11 protein-coding genes are annotated in these 20320 nt (G+C 63.6%); 1 reads left to right on the top strand and 10 read right to left on the bottom strand.

Going from position 1 to position 20320, the window contains the following annotated elements; translation table 11 throughout:
- The 6 genes from rplC to rpsL form a co-directional block, all read right to left on the bottom strand.
- On the bottom strand, positions 1-720 hold the full coding sequence (rplC, locus tag ACVWZM_RS37325) for a 50S ribosomal protein L3 (protein ID WP_057019547.1): 720 nt from the start codon (positions 718-720) through the stop codon (positions 1-3).
- Positions 721-774: 54 nt separating this feature from the next.
- Positions 775-1083 (bottom strand): 30S ribosomal protein S10, encoded by a 309-nt coding sequence (gene rpsJ / locus ACVWZM_RS37320; protein ID WP_002712302.1) that lies wholly within the window; start codon positions 1081-1083, stop codon positions 775-777.
- 86 nt (positions 1084-1169) lie between these two features.
- Positions 1170-2360, bottom strand: a complete 1191-nt coding sequence (tuf, locus tag ACVWZM_RS37315; protein ID WP_018272140.1) for an elongation factor Tu — start codon at positions 2358-2360, stop codon at positions 1170-1172.
- Positions 2361-2399: 39 nt separating this feature from the next.
- A complete protein-coding gene (fusA, locus tag ACVWZM_RS37310) occupies positions 2400-4472 on the bottom strand; it encodes an elongation factor G (RefSeq protein WP_057019548.1) in 2073 nt (690 codons plus the stop codon).
- Positions 4473-4502: 30 nt separating this feature from the next.
- Positions 4503-4973, bottom strand: a complete 471-nt coding sequence (gene rpsG, locus ACVWZM_RS37305; protein WP_016843741.1) for a 30S ribosomal protein S7 — start codon at positions 4971-4973, stop codon at positions 4503-4505.
- Between the two features lie 15 nt (positions 4974-4988).
- Positions 4989-5360, bottom strand: coding sequence for a 30S ribosomal protein S12 (gene rpsL / locus ACVWZM_RS37300; RefSeq protein ID WP_006611834.1), 372 nt, complete (start codon positions 5358-5360; stop codon positions 4989-4991).
- Between the two features lie 698 nt (positions 5361-6058).
- Here rpsL and ACVWZM_RS37295 point away from each other — a divergent pair.
- The gene (locus tag ACVWZM_RS37295) at positions 6059-7270 is read left to right on the top strand and encodes an FAD-dependent monooxygenase (RefSeq protein ID WP_456855847.1); all 1212 of its coding nucleotides are present in this window, start codon (positions 6059-6061) and stop codon (positions 7268-7270) included.
- A gap of 40 nt (positions 7271-7310) precedes the next feature.
- Here ACVWZM_RS37295 and ACVWZM_RS37290 read toward each other — a convergent pair whose 3' ends face one another.
- The 4 genes from ACVWZM_RS37290 to rpoB all read right to left on the bottom strand — a co-directional run bounded on the left by ACVWZM_RS37290 (position 7311) and on the right by rpoB (position 20269).
- Positions 7311-9353 (bottom strand): ABC transporter ATP-binding protein, encoded by a 2043-nt coding sequence (locus ACVWZM_RS37290; RefSeq protein WP_253639629.1) that lies wholly within the window; start codon positions 9351-9353, stop codon positions 7311-7313.
- A gap of 226 nt (positions 9354-9579) precedes the next feature.
- Positions 9580-11640, bottom strand: a complete 2061-nt coding sequence (locus tag ACVWZM_RS37285; protein WP_057019551.1) for an FAD-dependent oxidoreductase — start codon at positions 11638-11640, stop codon at positions 9580-9582.
- A gap of 180 nt (positions 11641-11820) precedes the next feature.
- On the bottom strand, positions 11821-16023 hold the full coding sequence (gene rpoC / locus ACVWZM_RS37280; protein ID WP_057019552.1) for a DNA-directed RNA polymerase subunit beta': 4203 nt from the start codon (positions 16021-16023) through the stop codon (positions 11821-11823).
- Between the two features lie 127 nt (positions 16024-16150).
- Positions 16151-20269, bottom strand: a complete 4119-nt coding sequence (gene rpoB / locus ACVWZM_RS37275) for a DNA-directed RNA polymerase subunit beta (protein ID WP_057019553.1) — start codon at positions 20267-20269, stop codon at positions 16151-16153.
- Between the last annotated feature and the right edge of the window lie 51 nt (positions 20270-20320).

Raw genomic sequence — 20320 nt, 5'->3', positions numbered from 1 at the left:
TCACACGCCCTCCTTCTCGGCCACAGCCTCGGCAGCTTCGCCACCTGCAACCTTGAACTTGCCGGGCTTCGGGGCGTCCTTCGGCAGCGGCTTCTTGACCGCGTCGCGCACCGAGATCCAGCCGCCCTTGGAGCCGGGAACGGCGCCTTCGACGAGGATCAGGCCGCGCTCGACGTCGGTCGAAACCACGCGCAGATTGAGCGTGGTGATGCGGTCGACGCCCATGTGACCGGGCATCTTCTTGTTCTTGAAGGTCTTGCCGGGGTCCTGACGGCCACCGGTCGAACCGATCGAACGGTGCGAGATCGACACACCGTGGGTGGCGCGCAGACCGCCGAAATTCCAGCGCTTCATGCCGCCGGCGAAGCCCTTACCGATCGAGGTACCGGTCACGTCGACGAACTGGCCGACCACGAAATGGTCCGCCTGGATTTCCGCGCCGACCGGGATCAGCGCGTCCTCGGACACGCGGAACTCGGCGACCTTGCGCTTCGGCTCGACCTTGGAGACCGCGAACTGGCCACGTTCGGCCTTGGGCATGTACACGGTCTTGCGGGCGCCCGAGCCGAGCTGAAGAGCGACATAGCCGTTCTTCTCGGTCGTGCGGTGGCCCAGCACCTGGCAGTTGCCCAACTTCAGCACGGTCACAGGGATATGCTCGCCGGTCTCCGTAAAGACCCGCGTCATCCCGACCTTTTGTGCGATCACTCCGGAGCGCATCGGCGTGCTTCCTGTCTTTCTGTCCGCAAGCGGCGGACGTAAAAATCCAAAACCTTAGAGCTTGATCTCGACGTCGACACCGGCGGCCAAGTCGAGCTTCATCAGCGCATCGACGGTCTGCGGGGTCGGGTCGACAATGTCGAGGAGGCGCTTGTGGGTGCGCATCTCGAATTGCTCGCGGCTCTTCTTGTCAACGTGCGGCGAACGGTTGACGGTGAACTTCTCGATGCGGGTCGGCAGCGGAATCGGTCCGCGAACCTGCGCACCGGTGCGCTTCGCCGTGTTCACGATCTCGCGGGTCGACGTATCGAGGATTCGATGGTCGAACGCCTTGAGACGGATGCGAATATTTTGGCCGTTCATTGCCGTATTCTTTCTTTAGTGAGTGGCGAGTAGCGAATAGCGAATGGAGTGACCCACTCGCTACTCGCCATTCCCTATTCGCGTAGTTACTCGATGATCGCGGCGACGACGCCGGCGCCGACGGTGCGGCCGCCTTCGCGGATCGCGAAGCGCAGCTTCTCTTCCATCGCGATCGGCACGATCAGGTGCACTTCCATCGCGATGTTGTCGCCCGGCATCACCATCTCGGTGCCTTCCGGCAGGTGCACGACACCGGTCACGTCGGTGGTGCGGAAGTAGAACTGCGGACGGTAGTTGGTGAAGAACGGGGTGTGGCGACCGCCCTCTTCCTTGGTGAGGATGTAAGCCTCAGCCTTGAACTTGGTGTGCGGCTTGACCGAACCGGGCTTGCACAGCACCTGGCCACGCTCGACTTCCTCGCGCTTGGTGCCGCGGAGCAGCGCACCGATGTTGTCGCCGGCCTGGCCCTGATCGAGCAGCTTGCGGAACATTTCGACGCCGGTGACGATGGTCTTCTGGGTGTCGCGGATACCGACGATTTCGATTTCCTCGCCGACCTTGATCACTCCGCGCTCGACACGGCCGGTGACGACGGTGCCGCGGCCCGAGATCGAGAACACGTCTTCAACCGGCATCAGGAACGGCTGGTCGATCGGACGCTCCGGCTGCGGGATGTACTCGTCGACGTTGCGCATCAGCTCGAGGATGGCGTCGTGGCCGAGCTTCTTGTCCTTGTCTTCAAGGGCGGCGAGCGCCGAGCCCTTGATGATCGGGATCTTGTCGCCCGGGAATTCGTACTTCGAGAGCAGCTCGCGGACTTCGAGCTCGACGAGCTCGAGCAGCTCCGGATCGTCGACCATGTCGCACTTGTTGAGGAACACGACGAGCGCGGGCACGCCGACCTGGCGGGCGAGCAGGATGTGCTCGCGGGTCTGCGGCATCGGGCCGTCAGCAGCCGACACGACCAGGATCGCGCCGTCCATCTGGGCGGCACCGGTGATCATGTTCTTCACGTAGTCGGCGTGGCCGGGGCAGTCGACGTGGGCGTAGTGGCGGTTGGTCGTCTCGTACTCGACGTGAGCGGTCGAGATCGTGATGCCGCGGGCCTTCTCTTCCGGCGCCTTGTCGATCTGGTCGTACGCGGTGAACGTCGCGCCGCCGGTTTCTGCGAGCACCTTGGTGATCGCTGCGGTCAGCGAGGTCTTGCCATGGTCGACGTGACCGATGGTGCCGATGTTGCAGTGGGGCTTGTTACGTTCGAATTTAGCTTTGGCCATTTGACTCTCCGTTCAATCGTTGACTGCCATCAACGACAATCAGGCAAACTTCTTCTGGACTTCAGCCGACACGTTCGCCGGAGCTTCGGCGTAGTGATCGAACTGCATGGTGAAGGTCGCGCGACCCTGGCTCATCGAGCGCAGGTTGTTCACGTAACCGAACATGTTCATGAGCGGCACCATCGCGTTGATGACGTTGGCGTTGCCGCGCATGTCTTGGCCCTGGATCTGGCCACGCCGGGAATTCAGGTCGCCGATGACCGAACCGGTGTAGTCTTCCGGGGTCACCACCTCGACCTTCATGATCGGCTCGAGCAGAACGGACTTGCCCTTCGTCAACGCTTCGCGGAACGCAGCCCGCGATGCGATTTCGAACGCCAGTGCCGACGAGTCGACGTCGTGATACTTGCCGTCGACCAGCTGCACCTTGACGTCCACCACCGGGAAGCCGGCAACGACACCGGAGCCCATCACGCTGTTGAGGCCCTTTTCGACGCCGGGGATGTATTCCTTCGGCACCGCGCCGCCGACGATCTTCGATTCGAACTCATAGCCCTTGCCGGGCTCGTTCGGCTCGACGACGATCGACACTTCGGCGAACTGACCGGTACCGCCGGTCTGCTTCTTGTGGGTGTACTTGACTTCGGCCTTCTTGGTCACGCGCTCGCGGAACGCCACCTGCGGCGCGCCGATGTTGGCGTCGACCTTGTAGGTGCGCTTGAGAATGTCGACCTTGATGTCGAGATGCAGTTCGCCCATGCCCTTGAGAATGGTCTGGCCGGACTCCTGGTCGGTCGACACGCGGAACGACGGATCTTCCGCGGCGAGCTTGGCAAGCGCCACGCCGAGCTTTTCCTGGTCGGCCTTCGACTTCGGCTCGATCGCGATCTCGATCACCGGCTCCGGGAATTCCATCTTCTCGAGGATCACCGGCTTGTCGGGATCGCACAGCGTGTCACCGGTGCGCGCTTCCTTCAGGCCAGCCAGCGCGACGATGTCGCCGGCATAGGCTTCCTTGATGTCTTCGCGGTTGTTCGCATGCATCAGCAGCATGCGGCCGATACGCTCTTTCTTCTCGCGGGTCGAGTTCACCACGCCGGTGCCCGACTGCAGGATGCCGGAATAGATGCGGCAGAAGGTGATGGTGCCGACGAAGGGGTCGTCCATGATCTTGAACGCGAGCAGCGCCAGCGGCTCCTTGTCGTCCGCCTTGCGCACGACTTCGTTGCCCTCATCGTCGGTGCCCTTGATCGCGGGCACGTCGATCGGCGACGGCAGATAGTCGACGACGGCGTCGAGCAGCGGCTGCACGCCCTTGTTCTTGAACGCGGAGCCGCACAGCACGGGATAGAACGCGCCGGTCAGCACGGCCTTGCGGATCAGGCGCTTCAGGGTCGCCTCGTCCGGCTCCTTGCCGTCGAGGAAGGCAGCCAAAGCGTCGTCGTCGAGCTCGACGGCGGCTTCCACCATCTTCTCGCGATATTCCTTGGCCTGCTCGACCAGATCTTCCGGAATGTCGACATAGTCGAACTTGGCGCCGAGCGATTCATCGTTCCAGATGACGCCCTTCATCTTCACGAGGTCGACGAGACCCTTGAAGTTGTTCTCGGCACCGATCGGCAGCTGGATCGCGATCGGCTTGGCGCCGAGGCGGTCGACGATGTCGGACAGGCACTTGAAGAAGTCGGCGCCGGTCTTGTCCATCTTGTTGGCGAAGACGATGCGCGGAACCTTGTACTTGTCGCCCTGGCGCCAGACGGTCTCGGTCTGCGGCTCGACGCCCTGGTTGGAGTCGAGAACGCAAACGGCGCCGTCGAGCACGCGCAGCGAACGCTCGACCTCGATGGTGAAGTCGACGTGGCCGGGGGTGTCGATGATGTTCAGGCGCTTGCCGTTCCAGAACGCGGTAGTCGCAGCCGAGGTGATCGTGATGCCACGCTCCTGCTCCTGCTCCATCCAGTCCATCGTCGCGGCACCTTCGTGCACTTCGCCGATCTTGTGGCTCTTGCCGGTGTAATACAGGATACGCTCGGTGGTCGTGGTCTTGCCGGCGTCGATATGCGCCATGATACCGAAGTTGCGGTAGTCCTCGATGGCATGTTGGCGGGGCATGAGACTGTTCCTTAAATTCCGTTGTTCGCCTTACCAGCGATAGTGCGAGAACGCGCGGTTGGCTTCCGCCATCCGGTGCACGTCTTCCCGCTTCTTGACGGCGTTGCCGCGATTGTTCGAGGCGTCGAGCAGCTCAGCCGAGAGACGCTCCGTCATGGTCTTCTCGTTGCGCTCGCGGGCGGCCGAGATCAGCCAGCGGATGCCGAGCGCCTGACGGCGCACCGAACGGACTTCGACCGGAACCTGGTAGGTCGCGCCGCCGACGCGGCGGGAACGAACCTCGATGGTCGGCATCACGTTCTCGAGCGCCTGCTCGAACACGCCGAGCGGGTTCTGCTTGGTCTTGGCCTCGATCATGCCGAGCGCACCGTAGACGATGTTTTCGGCAACCGACTTCTTCCCGGCGTACATCACCGAGTTCATGAACTTCGTAATGATGATGTTCCCGAACTTCGGATCCGGAAGAACTTCACGCTTCTCGGCAGAATGGCGACGCGACATCTGATCGGTTCCCGCTTACTTCGGACGCTTCGCGCCGTACTTCGAACGACGCTGCTTACGGTTCTTGACGCCCTGGGTATCCAGCACGCCGCGGAGGATGTGGTAGCGCACACCGGGCAAGTCCTTGACGCGGCCGCCGCGGATCATGACCACCGAGTGCTCCTGCAGATTATGGCCCTCACCCGGGATGTAGCCGATCACCTCGAAGCCGTTGGTCAGGCGCACCTTGGCGACCTTACGAAGCGCCGAGTTCGGCTTCTTCGGGGTCGTGGTGTAGACGCGCGTGCACACGCCGCGCTTCTGCGGCGACTGCTGCAGCGCCGGCACCTTCTTACGCGACTTCTGCACTTCACGCGGATTTGCGATCAGCTGGTTGATCGTCGGCATGCAGCCTTCACCCTTTAGTTCGCGCGAAAACCTTGAATGGCTCCGCAAATTTCTTCTCAGGACTAGCCGTCCCGCACGGCCCGCTCGACACGGAACAATCAACCGCGCAAAGCGAAATCGCGCCAACCACTCATCGCTGAGCGGAAAGCGCATCGACGCCACAGAGGACCGCGATCCCGAACCGTTCAGCGTTCGCTGTTCGGTCCGCCACCGAGGTCATGCATCCGAATTCACTCTCAAGAGGACGTGCTCAAGAGAACTAATATCGTCCTGGCATTGCCTAGCTATCATCGACAGCGTTTGAGCGGCATTCGTCGAGGTTGGTGCCCGTCCGGCTCCTCAAAAAGGACCTTCGGGTGTTCCGTTCCGACGCTGGCGTAGCTCACCGCCTGTCGTTAAGTGGGCGCCTTGTATAATCGAGAGATAGTGAAGTCAAGCAAAACGACAAGCAAAGAAACGCCTCTGGCACTTGCGGATTTCGCATTTCACCGAGGTTCGGCGCAAGGCGAAATGTGACGGCCGACCGACCTCCCGCGCACTTCATCCGAATCTTCGGGCGCGCGCGGAATCATATTACATCCGGGTAAAATATGAATAGAAACAACTCTCCCCAAGTTAGTCCCGAAGGCAAACTTCGAAACTAAGCCTTTATTTGCCATTCGCAGCGCAAAAATCGGGGTCACAGCCACGGAATTCTCATGCGGTACACCGACATCGCGATCATCGGCGGCGGTCTTGCGGGCTCGACCGCAACCGCCATGCTCGGCCGTGCCGGGATACCGACGATCCTGATCGACCCCCACCGGGTCTACCCGTTCGATTTCCGTGTCGAAAAGATCGGCGGCGACCTCCAGCTCGAGCGATTCGCCAAGACCGGCCTCGCCGAGTCGGTGCTCCGCTCGGCGACGCTGGACGGCGAGAACTGGATCGCGCGATTCGGCCGGTTGCTCGACCGGCAGCCGAGCCGGCAATACGGCATCATGTACGACGCGCTGATTGCGGCGATTCGGAACGAAATCGCCGGGCCGGCGGAATTCATCTGCGACAAGGTGATCAATGTCGCGACCAGTTCCGAGCGGCAGCGGCTCGTGCTTGCCAATGGCGAGGAGATCTCGGCGCGCCTTGTGGTGCTTGCCAACGGCCTGAACGTCGGGTTGCGCCGGATGCTCGGCATCGAGCGGCTGGTCACGAGCTTCTGCCATTCGATCTCGCTCGGCTTCGATTTCGTCCCCGTCGGCCGCCCCGCCTTCCCGTTCGCGGCCATGACCTACTTCTCGGAGCGGCCGAGCGATCGCATCCCCTACATCACGCTGTTTCCGATCGGAAGCCGGATGCGCGCCAACCTCTTCACCTATCGCAAGGCCGACGATCCCTGGCTGCGGGCGATGCGGCGCAATCCGGTGGAGACGCTGAACGCCGCGCTGCCGCGGCTGCGCCGGCTCACCGGCGAGTTCGACATCGCCGGCGATATCAAGATCAGGCCCGCCGACATCTTTGTCAGCACCGGCTATCGGCAGGCCGGCGTGGTGCTGGTCGGTGATGCCTTCGCCAGCACCTGCCCCGTCACCGGCACCGGTACCGACAAGGTGTTCACCGACGTCACCCAGCTCTGCAACGTCCACATCCCGGCCTGGCTGTCGACCGACGGCATGGGCGAGGAGAAGATCACCGCGTTCTACGACGATCCGGTCAAGACCGCCTGCGACGCCTGGTCGAACGCCAAGGCATTCAGCTTCCGCGAGGTGTCGGTCGGCAGCGGGCCCTCGTGGCAGGCCCAGCGCTGGGCGCGCTTTTTCGGCTATCTCGGCCGCGGCTGGCTGCGCCGGCTGCACAACCCTGCGGCGGCGGCGTCAACGACGCAGCCGGCCAACCACTTCCGGCAACGTCCGCACGCCGCGGACCGGGCGTAACGAAAAATCTGGCGCTCGACCATCGCCCGCGACGCGGGCCTCACGCCTCCTCATCCTCGTCTTCGTCCTCCTCATCATCATCGTCATCATCGTCATCATCCGCGTCGTCGGCGTCCTCGTCGTGATTCAGATGTCCCTGGTCGTCCCACAGCTTGCGATAGACGCCATTGCGGGCCAGCAGCTCCTCGTGCGAGCCGCGTTCGATCGCCCTGCCGCCGGAGATCACGATGATCTCGTCCATCTCGACCACCGAAGTCAGGCGATGCGTCGACCAGATCATGGTGCGGCCCTCGGCGACCTTGAGCAGCGTGCGATTGATCGCAGCCTCCGTGGTCTGGTCGAGCGCCGAAGTCGCCTCGTCGAGCAGCAGCACGGACGGGTTACGGATGATCGCGCGCGCGATCGCGATGCGCTGGCGCTGGCCGCCCGACAAGGTATCGCCGCGCTCGCCGACCGGCGTGTCGTAGCGCTGCGGCAGGCTCATGATGTAGCGATGGATCTCGGCCTTGCGGGCAGCGTCCTCGACCTCCGCGTCGGTCGCGCCTTCCTTGCCGAGCCGGATGTTCTCGCGGATCGACATGTTGAACAGCATGTTCTCCTGGAACACGACCGCCATGTTGGCCCGCAGCGACTCGCGCGTCACCCGGCGGATATCGACGCCGTCGACGGCGACGCGGCCCTCGTCCGGCACGTAGAGCCGCAGGATCAGGTTGATCAGCGTGCTCTTGCCCGAGCCGCTGGGACCGACGATCGCAATGCTCTTGCCGGCATTGAGCTTGAGGCTGAGATTGTCGAGCACCGGCGTCTGTGCCCCCTCATACTGGAAGGTGACGCGATCGAAGGAGATGTCGTTGGTGATGCGCGGCAGATCCGGCGCGCCGGGACGGTCGGCGCCGCGGGTCGGCTCGTCGAGCAGTTCCTGGATGTGCCGCACCGCCGCCGCCGACTGGATCGACACCGGGATGAAATGCATCAGATGGGCGATGTTGTACGACACCTCCCAGAACGCACTCTCGAAGGTCACGAAGGTGCCGACGGTGATCTGCCCCTTGGTGGCGAGATAGGCGCCGATCGCCAGCACCACGAGGTGGAGCAGCAGCACCGCGATGGTGACGGTGCGCTCCACCATGGTCGACAGGAACATGGCTGACGCGGCCTTGGCCCGGACGTCGCGGTTGCGCATCGTGAACCAGCCGAGCGCCCGGCGCTGCAGATTGAACGCCTTCACCACCGCCTGCGCGGCGACGTTCTCCTGCACGGTTCCGAGCAGCGCGGCCTCGTTCTGCTTCTGCTCGTAATTGGCTTGCACCGCCTTCGGCGTCAGGATGCGCGGCCCGATCAGGGTGATCGGAAACACCAGCAAGGCGACCACGGCAAGCTGCCAGTTCAGGAACAGCATCAGGATGATGCCTGCGACCAGCTCGAGGCCCGGCAGCGCCGCGCTGTTGGCGAAGGTCTTGACCGAGCCCTCGAACGCCGACAGATCGATCGAGAAGCGCGACAGGATCTCGCCGCGCTTGGTGCGCGCGAAATAGGCCGACGGCAGGTTCTGGACATGGTCGAACAGCCGCGTCCGCACGTCGGCGATGATGCCGGCGCCCAGCCGCGCATCCCAGCGCTCGTACCAGACCGCGATGATCGAGGTGACGATGCCGGCAACCGCGAGCACGCCGAGGATCTTGTAGAGGGCCCCGAAATCCTCCTCGCCGAGCGCGTCGTCGATCAGGAATTTCAGGCTGAGCGGCATGATGACGTTGAACAACGTCTCGACCAGCACGCCGAAGGCGACGCAGGCGAACGGCTTCCTGTAGTTCGCCAGGATCGGCCTGACGAAGCCAAAGATCGTGGAGAGCGCGCCGGCGGCTTCCTTGGCGGTGAAGACGACGAGGTCCTCGTCATCATCGTCGTCATCGAGCTCGAACTCGTCGTCCGCGTCGTCTTCCTCTTCGTCGTCAGCCGGCGCCGCGGACGGCTTCGTGGAGGCGGCCGCCGCGGGCGGACCGGACGCGGGCTTCTTCTTCAGCTCGGGATCGTCGGCCGCCGCTCTCGTCGGATCGTCTGATGCAGGAGGTCTTGGCGCCATGAAACCAACCGATGCTCCACGGCCGGCATGACCGCAAATCGAAACCGCAGCTGATAACACTGCGCCCGTAATCCTATGCGATCACGACGAATTCGGCAAAGCGTTTGGAACGGCCGACGCGTCGCGGCGCGCTCGCGCGGATTCGCGGAGCAAAGCATTGCCGCCGTTTGACAGCTGGTTGACACGAGGCCGGTCGGCTCGCGGCAAAAGCTTCCGGTCGGTCCCGCTAGTCGTCGAGGTCGGCTTCGACCTTGTCGAAGAAGGAATAGCGCAGGCTGTCGGAGTCGGCGTACCACTGCCCTGGCCCCTTGTTGGCGGCCAGCGTCAATGTCCACAGCGCATCGGTGCAGTCGCGGCGGTGCATCGACAGATCGAAGCCGTTGCCGAAGAACAATTCCGACCACTCCCACCAGGTGCCGAGCTTCTTCACCCCGCGCAGCAGGTCGTAGCGATCGATCACTGCCGCCGCCATGTCGGAGGTCACCGACGCGAACACGACGCCGGTCTTGACCACGCGGTTGAGCTCGCGCACCCCGCGCACGACCTGCTTCTCGCCGAGATGGCACAGCGAGGTCTCGAACACGAAGTCGAACTCGTTGGCCTTGAACGGCATGTCGGCGATCGAGCCGAGCTTGTTGTACTTCTTGAGCGCCTTCGGCGTCTTGCCGTGGATGTAGCGGTTGTTCTCGATGCCCCAGGCATCGATGCCACGTTCGCGCAGCGCGCCGACCAGTTCGCCGCTGGCGGAGCCGGCGATCAGCAGCTTGTAGCCCTTCGCCCTGCCCCAGACCGTCTTGATCAGGTCCGTCAGATAGGCCGGGTCGGTGAAGTTGCGCCAGACCTCGCTGTAGGGGCCGACGCCGCGATAATTGTCGAAATAGCTGCGGTCGATCTTGTCGGACAGCGAGCTCTCGTCCTGCGCGCGGGTACGGCGCAGCCGCATCATCTCGGTGACGATGATGTCGGTCGCGGCATCGGAGGAATCCAGCAGTCCATTCAGCGTCGAATCGAACAGATAGTCGCCGACCACCACGATGCCGGGATGCTCCTTCGGCTCGGGCCGGTGGTTGGTCATGACGTCGCGCACCGGCAGGCCGCCCGGCAGCGCATTGACCGACGACAGCCAGCGATGGATCTTGCCTTCCAGGAAATGCTCGCGCGCATCGCCGAGCGAGGCCGGCAGCGACTTCAACGCGGCATCGATCAGCTCCTGGTCGCTGAGATTGGCGAAGGCCAGCGCATCCGAGCCCGCGATCAGCCAGTTCAGCACGCCGTGCTTGCCGACATCGTGGCGCGCGCCCTCATTGTAGACGCAGCAGCCGCCGAACGCTTCCGACATGAACCAGGCGCCCGGGATCTTCTCGCCCCAGAACGGCTCGTCGAACAGGATCGAGACCCGCAGATAATGCGCGGGCCGGTCGAAATAGGCGACGTGCTTGACCATCGACTTGCGCAGCTGTTCGCCGTCCCAGCGCATGGTCGCGAGCCAGGAGTGCGGCAGGCAGACCAGCACGAGATCGAAGTCGCGCGTCTCCGGCCCCTTGCCGTTCATCATGTTGAGCTGGTAGCGGCCGCCAGCGGTCTTGCCGACCTTGAGCACACGATGGTTGAGCTGGATGTCGGCGCTGACTTCCGAGCGTAGACAATCGATCAGCTGCTCGTTGCCGTTCTGGATCGAATACAGGCCGATATAGCCGTCGACGTCCATCACGTAGTTCTTCAGCGCGTTGAGGCCGTTGGTGTTGTGGCTCTCGGTCGCGATGTCGGAACGCGCCATCACCTTGAAGAAACGCTTGGCGGTCGCGTCCTCGACCTCCTCGTCGAGGACCTGCTCGGCGGTCTTGTAGGCCCACGGGTGTTCGTTGTCGTGGGCGCCGACGCCCTCGTAATATTCGATCGGCGACACCAGGTCGCTGCAGCGCTTGCGGAACGCCTCGATCGCGGCCGCGGTCTTCGCCCCGTATTTGCGGCGCATGCCGGGAACGTCGGCAAGCAACTCGCCGTCGAGCTGCACCTGCTCGGCGTCCATCGGGATCGTCTGCAGGCCGAAATGCTGGATCAGCTCGCGCAGCGGGTCCGGCCCCGTCATCGAGTAATCATAGATCTCGGCGACGCCGGCCTCATACATCGCGGGCGCGGTGTCGAATTTGCGCGTGACGATCTTGCCGCCGAGGCGGTTCGACGCCTCGAAGATGGTAACGCGGCAGAGGTCGCCGAGTTTGCGCTTCAAATACCAGGCGCTCATCAGCCCCCCGGGGCCGCCGCCTACGATAGCCAAGTCGAGCATATGGATTCCGTCGTCTCCGGCGCGAGCCAAACAGCCGGTCTAAGTCATCCCAGCAAAGGCACTTTTTTGCCTGAAGGAAAGATGAACAAACTGCGTCCCTGCACCGCAGCAAGCAAAGAAAGCAGCAAAAAGGCCGGCTAAACGCCGGCCTTCTCGCCATACCCGTAGTCTTGCGGATGCCTATTCGGCGGGCGGCAGCGCCAGCGGCTCCGCTTCCGGAGCCGTCGGCACGATCGCCGCCTGCTGCTTCTCGCGCTCGTCGAGGATCAGCTTGTCGCGCTTGACCGCGACCTCGCGGATCCGCGCCATCGAGGCGCCGGTGCCGGCCGGGATCAGGCGGCCGACAATGACGTTCTCCTTGAGGCCCTCGAGCGGGTCCACCTTGCCGTTGACGGCAGCTTCGGTGAGCACGCGCGTGGTCTCCTGGAACGACGCCGCCGAGAAGAAGGAGCGGGTCTGCAGGCTCGCCTTGGTGATGCCGAGCAGAACCGGCGTACCCGTGGCGGGCTTCTTGCCCTCCTCCTTGGCCTTGGTGTTGAGCGCGTCGAACTCGATCTTGTCGACCTGCTCGCCCGAGATCATGTCGGTGTCGCCCTGATCGGTGACCTCGACCTTCTGCAGCATCTGACGGACAATCACCTCGATGTGCTTGTCGTTGATGAGCACGCCCTGCAACCGGTAGACCTCCTGGATTTCGTTGACCAGATAGGCAGCGAGCTCCTCGATGCCCTTGATCGCCAGGATGTCGTGCGGCGCCGGATTGCCTTCGACGATGAAATCGCCCTTTTCGACGATGTCGCCGTCCTGAAGGTGGATGTGCTTGCCCTTCGGGATCAGGTACTCGCGCGGCTCCTCGGTCTTGTCCATCGGCTCGATCGAGATGCGGCGCTTGTTCTTGTAGTCGCGGCCGAAGCGGATCGTTCCCGCGGTCTCCGCGATGATCGCCGCATCCTTCGGCTTGCGAGCCTCGAACAGTTCCGCCACCCGCGGCAGACCGCCGGTGATGTCACGCGTCTTGGCGCTCTCGGTCGAGATACGCGCCAGGATGTCGCCCGGCATCACCTTCCCGCCGGTGTCGACCGACAGAATGGCGTCGACCGACAGCATGTAGCGGGCATCGCCGCCACGCGCGAGCTTCATCACCTTGCCGTCCTTGCCCTTGACCACGATGGCCGGACGCAGGTCCGAACCGCCGCGCGTCGTGCGCCAGTCGATGACCACGCGCTTGGCGATACCGGTCGACTCGTCGAGCGTTTCCGAGATCGACTGTCCCTCGACCAGATCCTCGAAACCGATCGTGCCCTCGACCTCGCTCAGCACCGGGCGGGTATAGGGATCCCACTCGGCGATGCGCTGGCCGCGCTTGACCATATCGCCTTCGTCGACGTGCATCTTCGAACCGTACTGAATACGGTGGGTCGCACGCTCGGTGCCGTCGGCATCGACGATCGCAACGACCATGTTGCGCACCATCGCGATCAGGCTGCCTTCGCTGTTGCGGGCGATCGCCTTGTTCTTGATCACGATCTTGCCGTCGAAGTTCGATTCGACGAACGACTGCTCGTTGAGCTGGGCGGCGCCGCCGATGTGGAACGTGCGCATCGTCAGCTGCGTGCCGGGCTCACCGATCGATTGTGCCGCGATGACGCCGACGGCCTCACCGTGGTTGACCGGGGTGCCGCGGGCCAGGTCGCGGCCGTAGCACTTGGCGCAGATGCCGTTGATCAGCTCGCAGGTCAGCGCCGAGCGGATCTTCACTTCCTGGATGCCGGCCTGCTGGATCGCGTCGACGTGGCTCTCCTCCATCAAGGTGTCACGCTTGATGACGACCTCGTTGGTGGCGGGATCGCGCACGTCATCGCAGGCCACGCGGCCCAGGATGCGCGAGCCGAGCGAGGCGACCACGGTGCCGGCGTCGACGATGGCGCGCATCTTGATGCCGAGCGTGGTGCCGCAGTCGGTCTGCGTGATGATGCAGTCCTGCGCGACGTCGACCAGACGGCGGGTCAGGTAGCCCGAGTTCGCGGTCTTCAACGCGGTGTCCGCGAGGCCCTTGCGGGCGCCGTGGGTCGAGTTGAAGTACTCGAGCACCGACAGACCTTCCTTGAAGTTGGAAATGATCGGCGTCTCGATGATCTCGCCCGACGGCTTGGCCATCAGGCCGCGCATGCCGGCGAGCTGGCGCATCTGGGCCGGCGAACCACGCGCACCGGAGTGCGCCATCATGTAGATCGAGTTGATGTCGGCATCCGCGCCCGCCGCCGTCTTCTTGGTGGACGAGATCTCCTTCATCATCGCCTTGGCGACTTCTTCACCGGCCTTCGACCAGGCGTCGACGACCTTGTTGTACTTCTCGCCGTGGGTGATCAGGCCGTCATTGTACTGCTGCTCGAAATCCTTCGCCAGCGTACGGGTCTGATCGACGATCTTCCACTTCGACGCCGGCACGACCATGTCGTCCTTGCCGAACGAGATGCCCGCCTTGAAGGCGTTGTAGAAGCCGAGCGCCATGATTCGGTCGCAGAAGATCACCGTCTCCTTCTGACCGCAGTGCCGGTAGACCTGATCGATCACGCCGGAGATCTCGCGCTTGGTCATCAGCTTGTTGATGATGTCGTACGAGATCTTCGGGTTCTTCGGCAGCAGGTTGCCGAGCATGACGCGGCCCGCGGTGGTTTCGATCCAGCGCTTGGAGTGCTTGCCTTCCTCGTCGAGGCCTTCCCACCGGTACTTGATCTTGGTGTGGAGGTGGATGACCTTCGAATGCAGGGCGTGCTCGAGCTCGGCCATGTCGCCGAAGATCTTGCCCTCGCCGGGCAGGCCTTCGCGCATAATCGAGACGTAGTAGAGGCCGAGCACGATGTCCTGCGACGGCACGATGATCGGCTGGCCGTTCGCCGGATGCAGGATGTTGTTGGTCGACATCATCAGGACGCGCGCTTCCAGCTGCGCTTCGAGCGACAGCGGAACGTGCACGGCCATCTGGTCGCCGTCGAAGTCGGCGTTGAAGGCGGCGCAGACCAGCGGATGCAGCTGGATCGCCTTGCCCTCGATCAGCACCGGCTCGAACGCCTGGATGCCCAGGCGATGCAGCGTCGGCGCGCGGTTGAGCAGCACCGGATGCTCGCGGATCACCTCGTCGAGGATATCCCAGACCTCCGGACGCTCCTTCTCGACCAGCTTCTTGGCCTGCTTCACCGTGGTGGACAGACCCTTGGCGTCGAGCCGCGAGTAGATGAACGGCTTGAACAGCTCGAGCGCCATCTTCTTCGGCAGGCCGCACTGATGCAGGCGCAGCTCGGGACCGACCACGATCACCGAACGGCCGGAATAGTCGACGCGCTTGCCGAGCAGGTTCTGGCGGAACCGGCCCTGCTTGCCCTTCAGCATGTCGGCGAGCGACTTCAGCGGACGCTTGTTGGCGCCGGTGATGACGCGGCCGCGGCGGCCGTTGTCGAACAGTGCGTCGACGGCCTCCTGCAGCATGCGCTTTTCGTTGCGGATGATGATGTCGGGCGCACGCAGCTCCATCAGCCGCTTCAGGCGGTTGTTGCGGTTGATGACGCGGCGGTACAGGTCGTTGAGGTCCGAGGTCGCAAACCGGCCACCGTCGAGCGGCACCAGCGGACGCAGGTCCGGCGGAATCACCGGCACGACCGTCATGATCATCCATTCCGGCTTGTTGCCGGAAACGCGGAATGCCTCGACGATCTTCAGACGCTTGGCGAGCTTCTTGTGCTTGATGTCGGAGTCGGTCTCCGCCATGTCGGCACGCAGCGTCGCCTCGAGCTTCTCGAGCTCGAGCCCCTTGAGCAGCTCGCGGATCGCCTCCGCGCCGATCATGGCGGTGAAGGAATCCTGGCCGTACTCGTCCTGCGCCTTCAGATACTCGTCTTCCGACAGCAGCTGACGGTCCTTCAGCGCGGTGAGACCCGGCTCGAGCACGACGTAGTATTCGAAGTACAGGATCCGCTCGAGATCCTTCAGCGTCATGTCGAGCAGGAGGCCGATGCGCGAGGGCAGCGACTTCAGGAACCAGATGTGGGCGACCGGCGCCGCCAGCTCGATATGGCCCATGCGCTCGCGCCGGACGCGCGACAGCGTCACCTCGACCGAGCACTTCTCGCAGATGATGCCCTTGTACTTCATCCGCTTGTACTTGCCGCACAAGCACTCGTAGTCCTTGATCGGCCCGAAGATGCGCGCGCAGAACAGGCCGTCACGCTCCGGCTTGAAGGTGCGGTAGTTGATGGTCTCCGGCTTCTTGATCTCGCCGTAGGACCAGGACAGAATCTTCTCCGGAGACGCGATCGAAATCCGGATCTGGTCGAAGACCTGGGCCGGGGTCGTCGGATTGAAAAGATTCATAATCTCTTGATTCATGGTCTTCTCCTCGCGTGCCGATCGTCACCGGCAGCAAATTCGAAACTTTTATTCAGCGCGCGCCCCGCCCAACGTCCGAGCGGAGTGCGAAGGCCCGGCGCGTTTGGCGCCGGGCATGATCACAGCGTTACTCGGCCGCTTCCGACGTCGACGCCGGTCCCACCTTGGAATTGTGCAGGTCGACGTTGAGGCCGAGCGAGCGCATTTCCTTGACCAGCACGTTGAACGATTCCGGAATACCGGCCTCGAAGGTGTCGTCGCCGCGCACGATCGCCTCGTACACCTTGGTACGGCCGGCGACGTCGTCCGACTTCACGGTCAGCATCTCCTGCAGCGTGTAGGCGGCGCCGTAGGCTTCCAGCGCCCAGACCTCCATTTCGCCGAAGCGCTGGCCGCCGAACTGCGCCTTGCCGCCCAGCGGCTGCTGGGTGACGAGCGAGTACGGACCGATCGAACGCGCGTGGATCTTGTCGTCCACGAGATGGTGCAGCTTGAGCATGTAGATGTAGCCCATCGTCACCTTACGATCGAACTGATCGCCGGTACGGCCGTCATAAACGGTCGACTGGCCGGAGGCGTCGAAGCCCGCGAGCTTCAGCATCTCCTCGATGTCGGCTTCCTTGGCGCCGTCGAACACCGGCGTTGCGATCGGCACGCCGTGGCTCAGATTGCGGCCGAGTTCGACCAGCTCGTTGTCGTTCAGCGACTTGATGGTTTCATCCTCGCCGTAGATCTTCTTCAGGGTCTCGCGCAGCGGCTTGAGATCCTGCTTGTGATAATAGGCGTCGATGGTCTGCCCGATGCGCTTGCCGAGGCCGGCGCAGGCCCAACCGAGATGGGTCTCAAGGATCTGACCGACGTTCATGCGCGAAGGCACGCCGAGCGGATTGAGCACGATGTCGGCGTGCGTTCCGTCCTCGAGGAACGGCATGTCCTCGATCGGCACGATCTTCGACACCACACCCTTGTTGCCGTGACGGCCGGCCATCTTGTCGCCGGGCTGGATCTTGCGCTTCACCGCGACGAAGACCTTGACCATCTTCATCACGCCGGGCGGCAGCTCGTCGCCACGCTGCAGCTTCTCGACCTTGTCGAGGAAGCGCTGCTCGAGGCCCTTCTTCGACTCGTCGTACTGCTTCCGCATGGCCTCGATCTCGGCCATCAGCTTGTCGTTCGGCGAGGCGAACAGCCACCACTGCGACTTCGGATACTCGTCGAGCACCGCGCGGGTGATCTTGGTATCCTTCTTGAAGCCCTTCGGGCCGGCGATGCCCTGGCGGTTCTCCAGCAGCTCGGCGAGGCGGTTGTAGACGTTGCGGTCCAGGATCGCCTGCTCGTCGTCGCGGTCCTTGGCCAGACGCTCGATCTCCTCGCGCTCGATCGCCAGCGCACGCTCGTCCTTGTCGACGCCGTGGCGGTTGAACACGCGGACTTCCACGATGGTGCCCTGCACGCCCGGAGGCACGCGCAGCGAGGTGTCGCGGACGTCGGAGGCCTTCTCGCCGAAGATGGCGCGCAGCAGCTTCTCTTCCGGCGTCATCGGGCTCTCGCCCTTCGGCGTGATCTTGCCGACCAGGATGTCGCCGGCGCGGACTTCCGCACCGATGTAGACGATACCGGCTTCGTCGAGGTTCTTCAGCGCTTCTTCCGAGACGTTCGGGATGTCGCGGGTGATTTCCTCAGGACCGAGCTTGGTGTCGCGGGCCATCACCTCGAACTCTTCGATGTGAATCGAGGTGAAGACGTCGTCCTTCACGATCCGCTCGGAGAGCAGGATCGAGTCTTCGAAGTTGTAGCCGTTCCACGGCATGAACGCGACCAGCACGTTGCGGCCGAGCGCGAGCTCGCCGAGATCGGTCGACGGACCGTCGGCGATGATGTCGCCCTTCTTGACGATGTCGCCGACCTTCACCAGCGGACGCTGGTTGATGCAGGTCGACTGGTTGGAGCGCTGGTACTTCATCAGCCGGTAGATATCGACGCCCGACTTGGTCGGATCGAGATCCTCGGTGGCGCGGATCACGACGCGGGTGGCGTCGATCTGGTCGATCACGCCGGAGCGGCGCGCGGCAATCGCCGCGCCCGAGTCACGGGCGACCACGCCTTCCATGCCGGTGCCGACGAACGGCGCCTCGGCGCGAACCAGCGGCACCGCCTGGCGCTGCATGTTCGAGCCCATCAGCGCGCGGTTGGCGTCGTCGTTCTCGAGGAACGGGATCAGCGCCGCGGCGACCGAAACCAGCTGCTTCGGCGACACGTCCATGTAGTCGACCTTGTCCGGCGTCACCGGCAGCACTTCGCCGGCGTGACGGCAGACCACGAGGTCGTCGGTGAAGCGGCCCTTGGCATCGAGCGGCACGTTGGCCTGCGCGACGCGGTAGCGGCCCTCTTCCATCGCCGACAGATAGATCACCTCGTCGGTGACCCGGCCGTCCTTGATCTTGCGATAGGGCGTCTCGACAAAGCCGTACTTGTTGACGCGCGCGAACGTCGCCAGCGAGTTGATCAGGCCGATGTTCGGACCTTCCGGCGTCTCGATCGGGCAGATGCGGCCGTAATGCGTCGGATGCACGTCGCGGACTTCGAAGCCGGCGCGCTCGCGGGTCAGGCCGCCCGGGCCAAGCGCCGACAGGCGCCGCTTGTGGGTGATCTCCGACAGCGGGTTGGTCTGGTCCATGAACTGCGACAGCTGCGAGGAGCCGAAGAACTCGCGCACCGCGGCAGCCGCGGGCTTGGCGTTGATCAGGTCCTGCGGCATCACGGTGTCGATATCGACGCTCGACATGCGCTCCTTGATCGCGCGCTCCATGCGGAGCAGGCCGATCCGGTACTGGTTCTCCATGAGCTCGCCGACCGAGCGCACCCGGCGGTTGCCAAGGTGGTCGATGTCGTCGATCTCGCCCTTGCCGTCGCGCAGGTCGACCAGCGTCTTGATGACCGCCAGGATGTCTTCCTTGCGCAGCGTGCGATGGGTATCGGGCGCATCGAGCTCGAGGCGCATGTTCATCTTGACGCGGCCGACCGCGGAGAGGTCGTAGCGCTCGGCGTCGAAGAACAGCGACTGGAACATCGCCTGCGCCGAATCCAGCGTCGGCGGCTCGCCCGGACGCATCACGCGGTAGATGTCGAACAGCGCGTCCTCGCGCGTCATGTTCTTGTCGGCAGACAGCGTGTTGCGGATGTAGGCGCCGACATTGACGTGGTCGATGTCGAGCAGCGGCAGGTCCTTGTAACCCTGCTCGTTCAGCACCTTGAGCGACTTCTCGGTGATCTCCTCGCCGGCTTCGGCGTAGATCTCACCGGTCTTTGGGTTGACGAGATCCTCGGCGAGATAGTTGCCGACGAGCTCCTCGTCCGACATGCGCAGCGCCTTCAGGCCCTTCTCCTGAAGCTGGCGCGCCTGGCGCACGGTCAGCTTCTTGCCGGCCTCGAGCACCACCTTGCCGGTGTCGGCGTCGATCAGGTCGTTGACGGTCGAATAGCCGCGGAAGCGGTTGGCATCGAACGGCACGCGCCATCCGTCCTTGGTCCGCTTGTAGGTGATCTTCTTGTAGAAGGTCGACAGGATCTGCTCGCCGTCGAGACCGAGCGCGTACATCAGCGAGGTCACGGGCAGCTTGCGGCGGCGGTCGATGCGCGCGAACACGATGTCCTTGGCGTCGAACTCGATGTCGAGCCAGGAACCGCGATACGGAATCACGCGCGCGGCAAACAGCAGCTTGCCGGACGAATGGGTCTTGCCCTTGTCGTGGTCGAAGAACACGCCCGGCGAACGGTGCATCTGCGAGACGATGACGCGCTCGGTGCCGTTGACGACGAAGGTGCCGTTCATCGTCATGAGCGGGATATCGCCCATGTAGACGTCCTGCTCCTTGATGTCCTTCACCGACTTGGCGCCGGTTTCCTCGTCGATATCGAACACGATGAGGCGCAGCGTCACCTTGAGCGGCGCAGCGAAGGTCATGCCGCGCTGGCGGCACTCGTCGACGTCATATTTCGGCTGTTCGAACTCGTAGCGGACGAATTCGAGCATCGAGGTGCCGGAGAAATCCGAGATCGGGAACACCGAGCGGAACACCGCCTGCAGGCCCTCGTCGAGCCGACCGCCGGTCGGCTCGTCGACCATCAGGAACTGGTCATAGGACGCCTTCTGAACCTCGATGAGGTTCGGCATCTCGGCGACTTCCTTGATGTGACCGAAAAACTTGCGTACGCGTTTGCGACCGGTGAATGTCTGCTGCGCCATCGTGGCCTCTCATTTTCGTCGCCTTTGTGGGGCGAACCTTCCGGGAGCGAC

Source organism: Bradyrhizobium sp. USDA 4501 (assembly GCF_054062115.1).
Note: the sequence above shows the minus strand (reverse complement) of the source record. Positions and strands in the feature narration are given on the sequence as shown.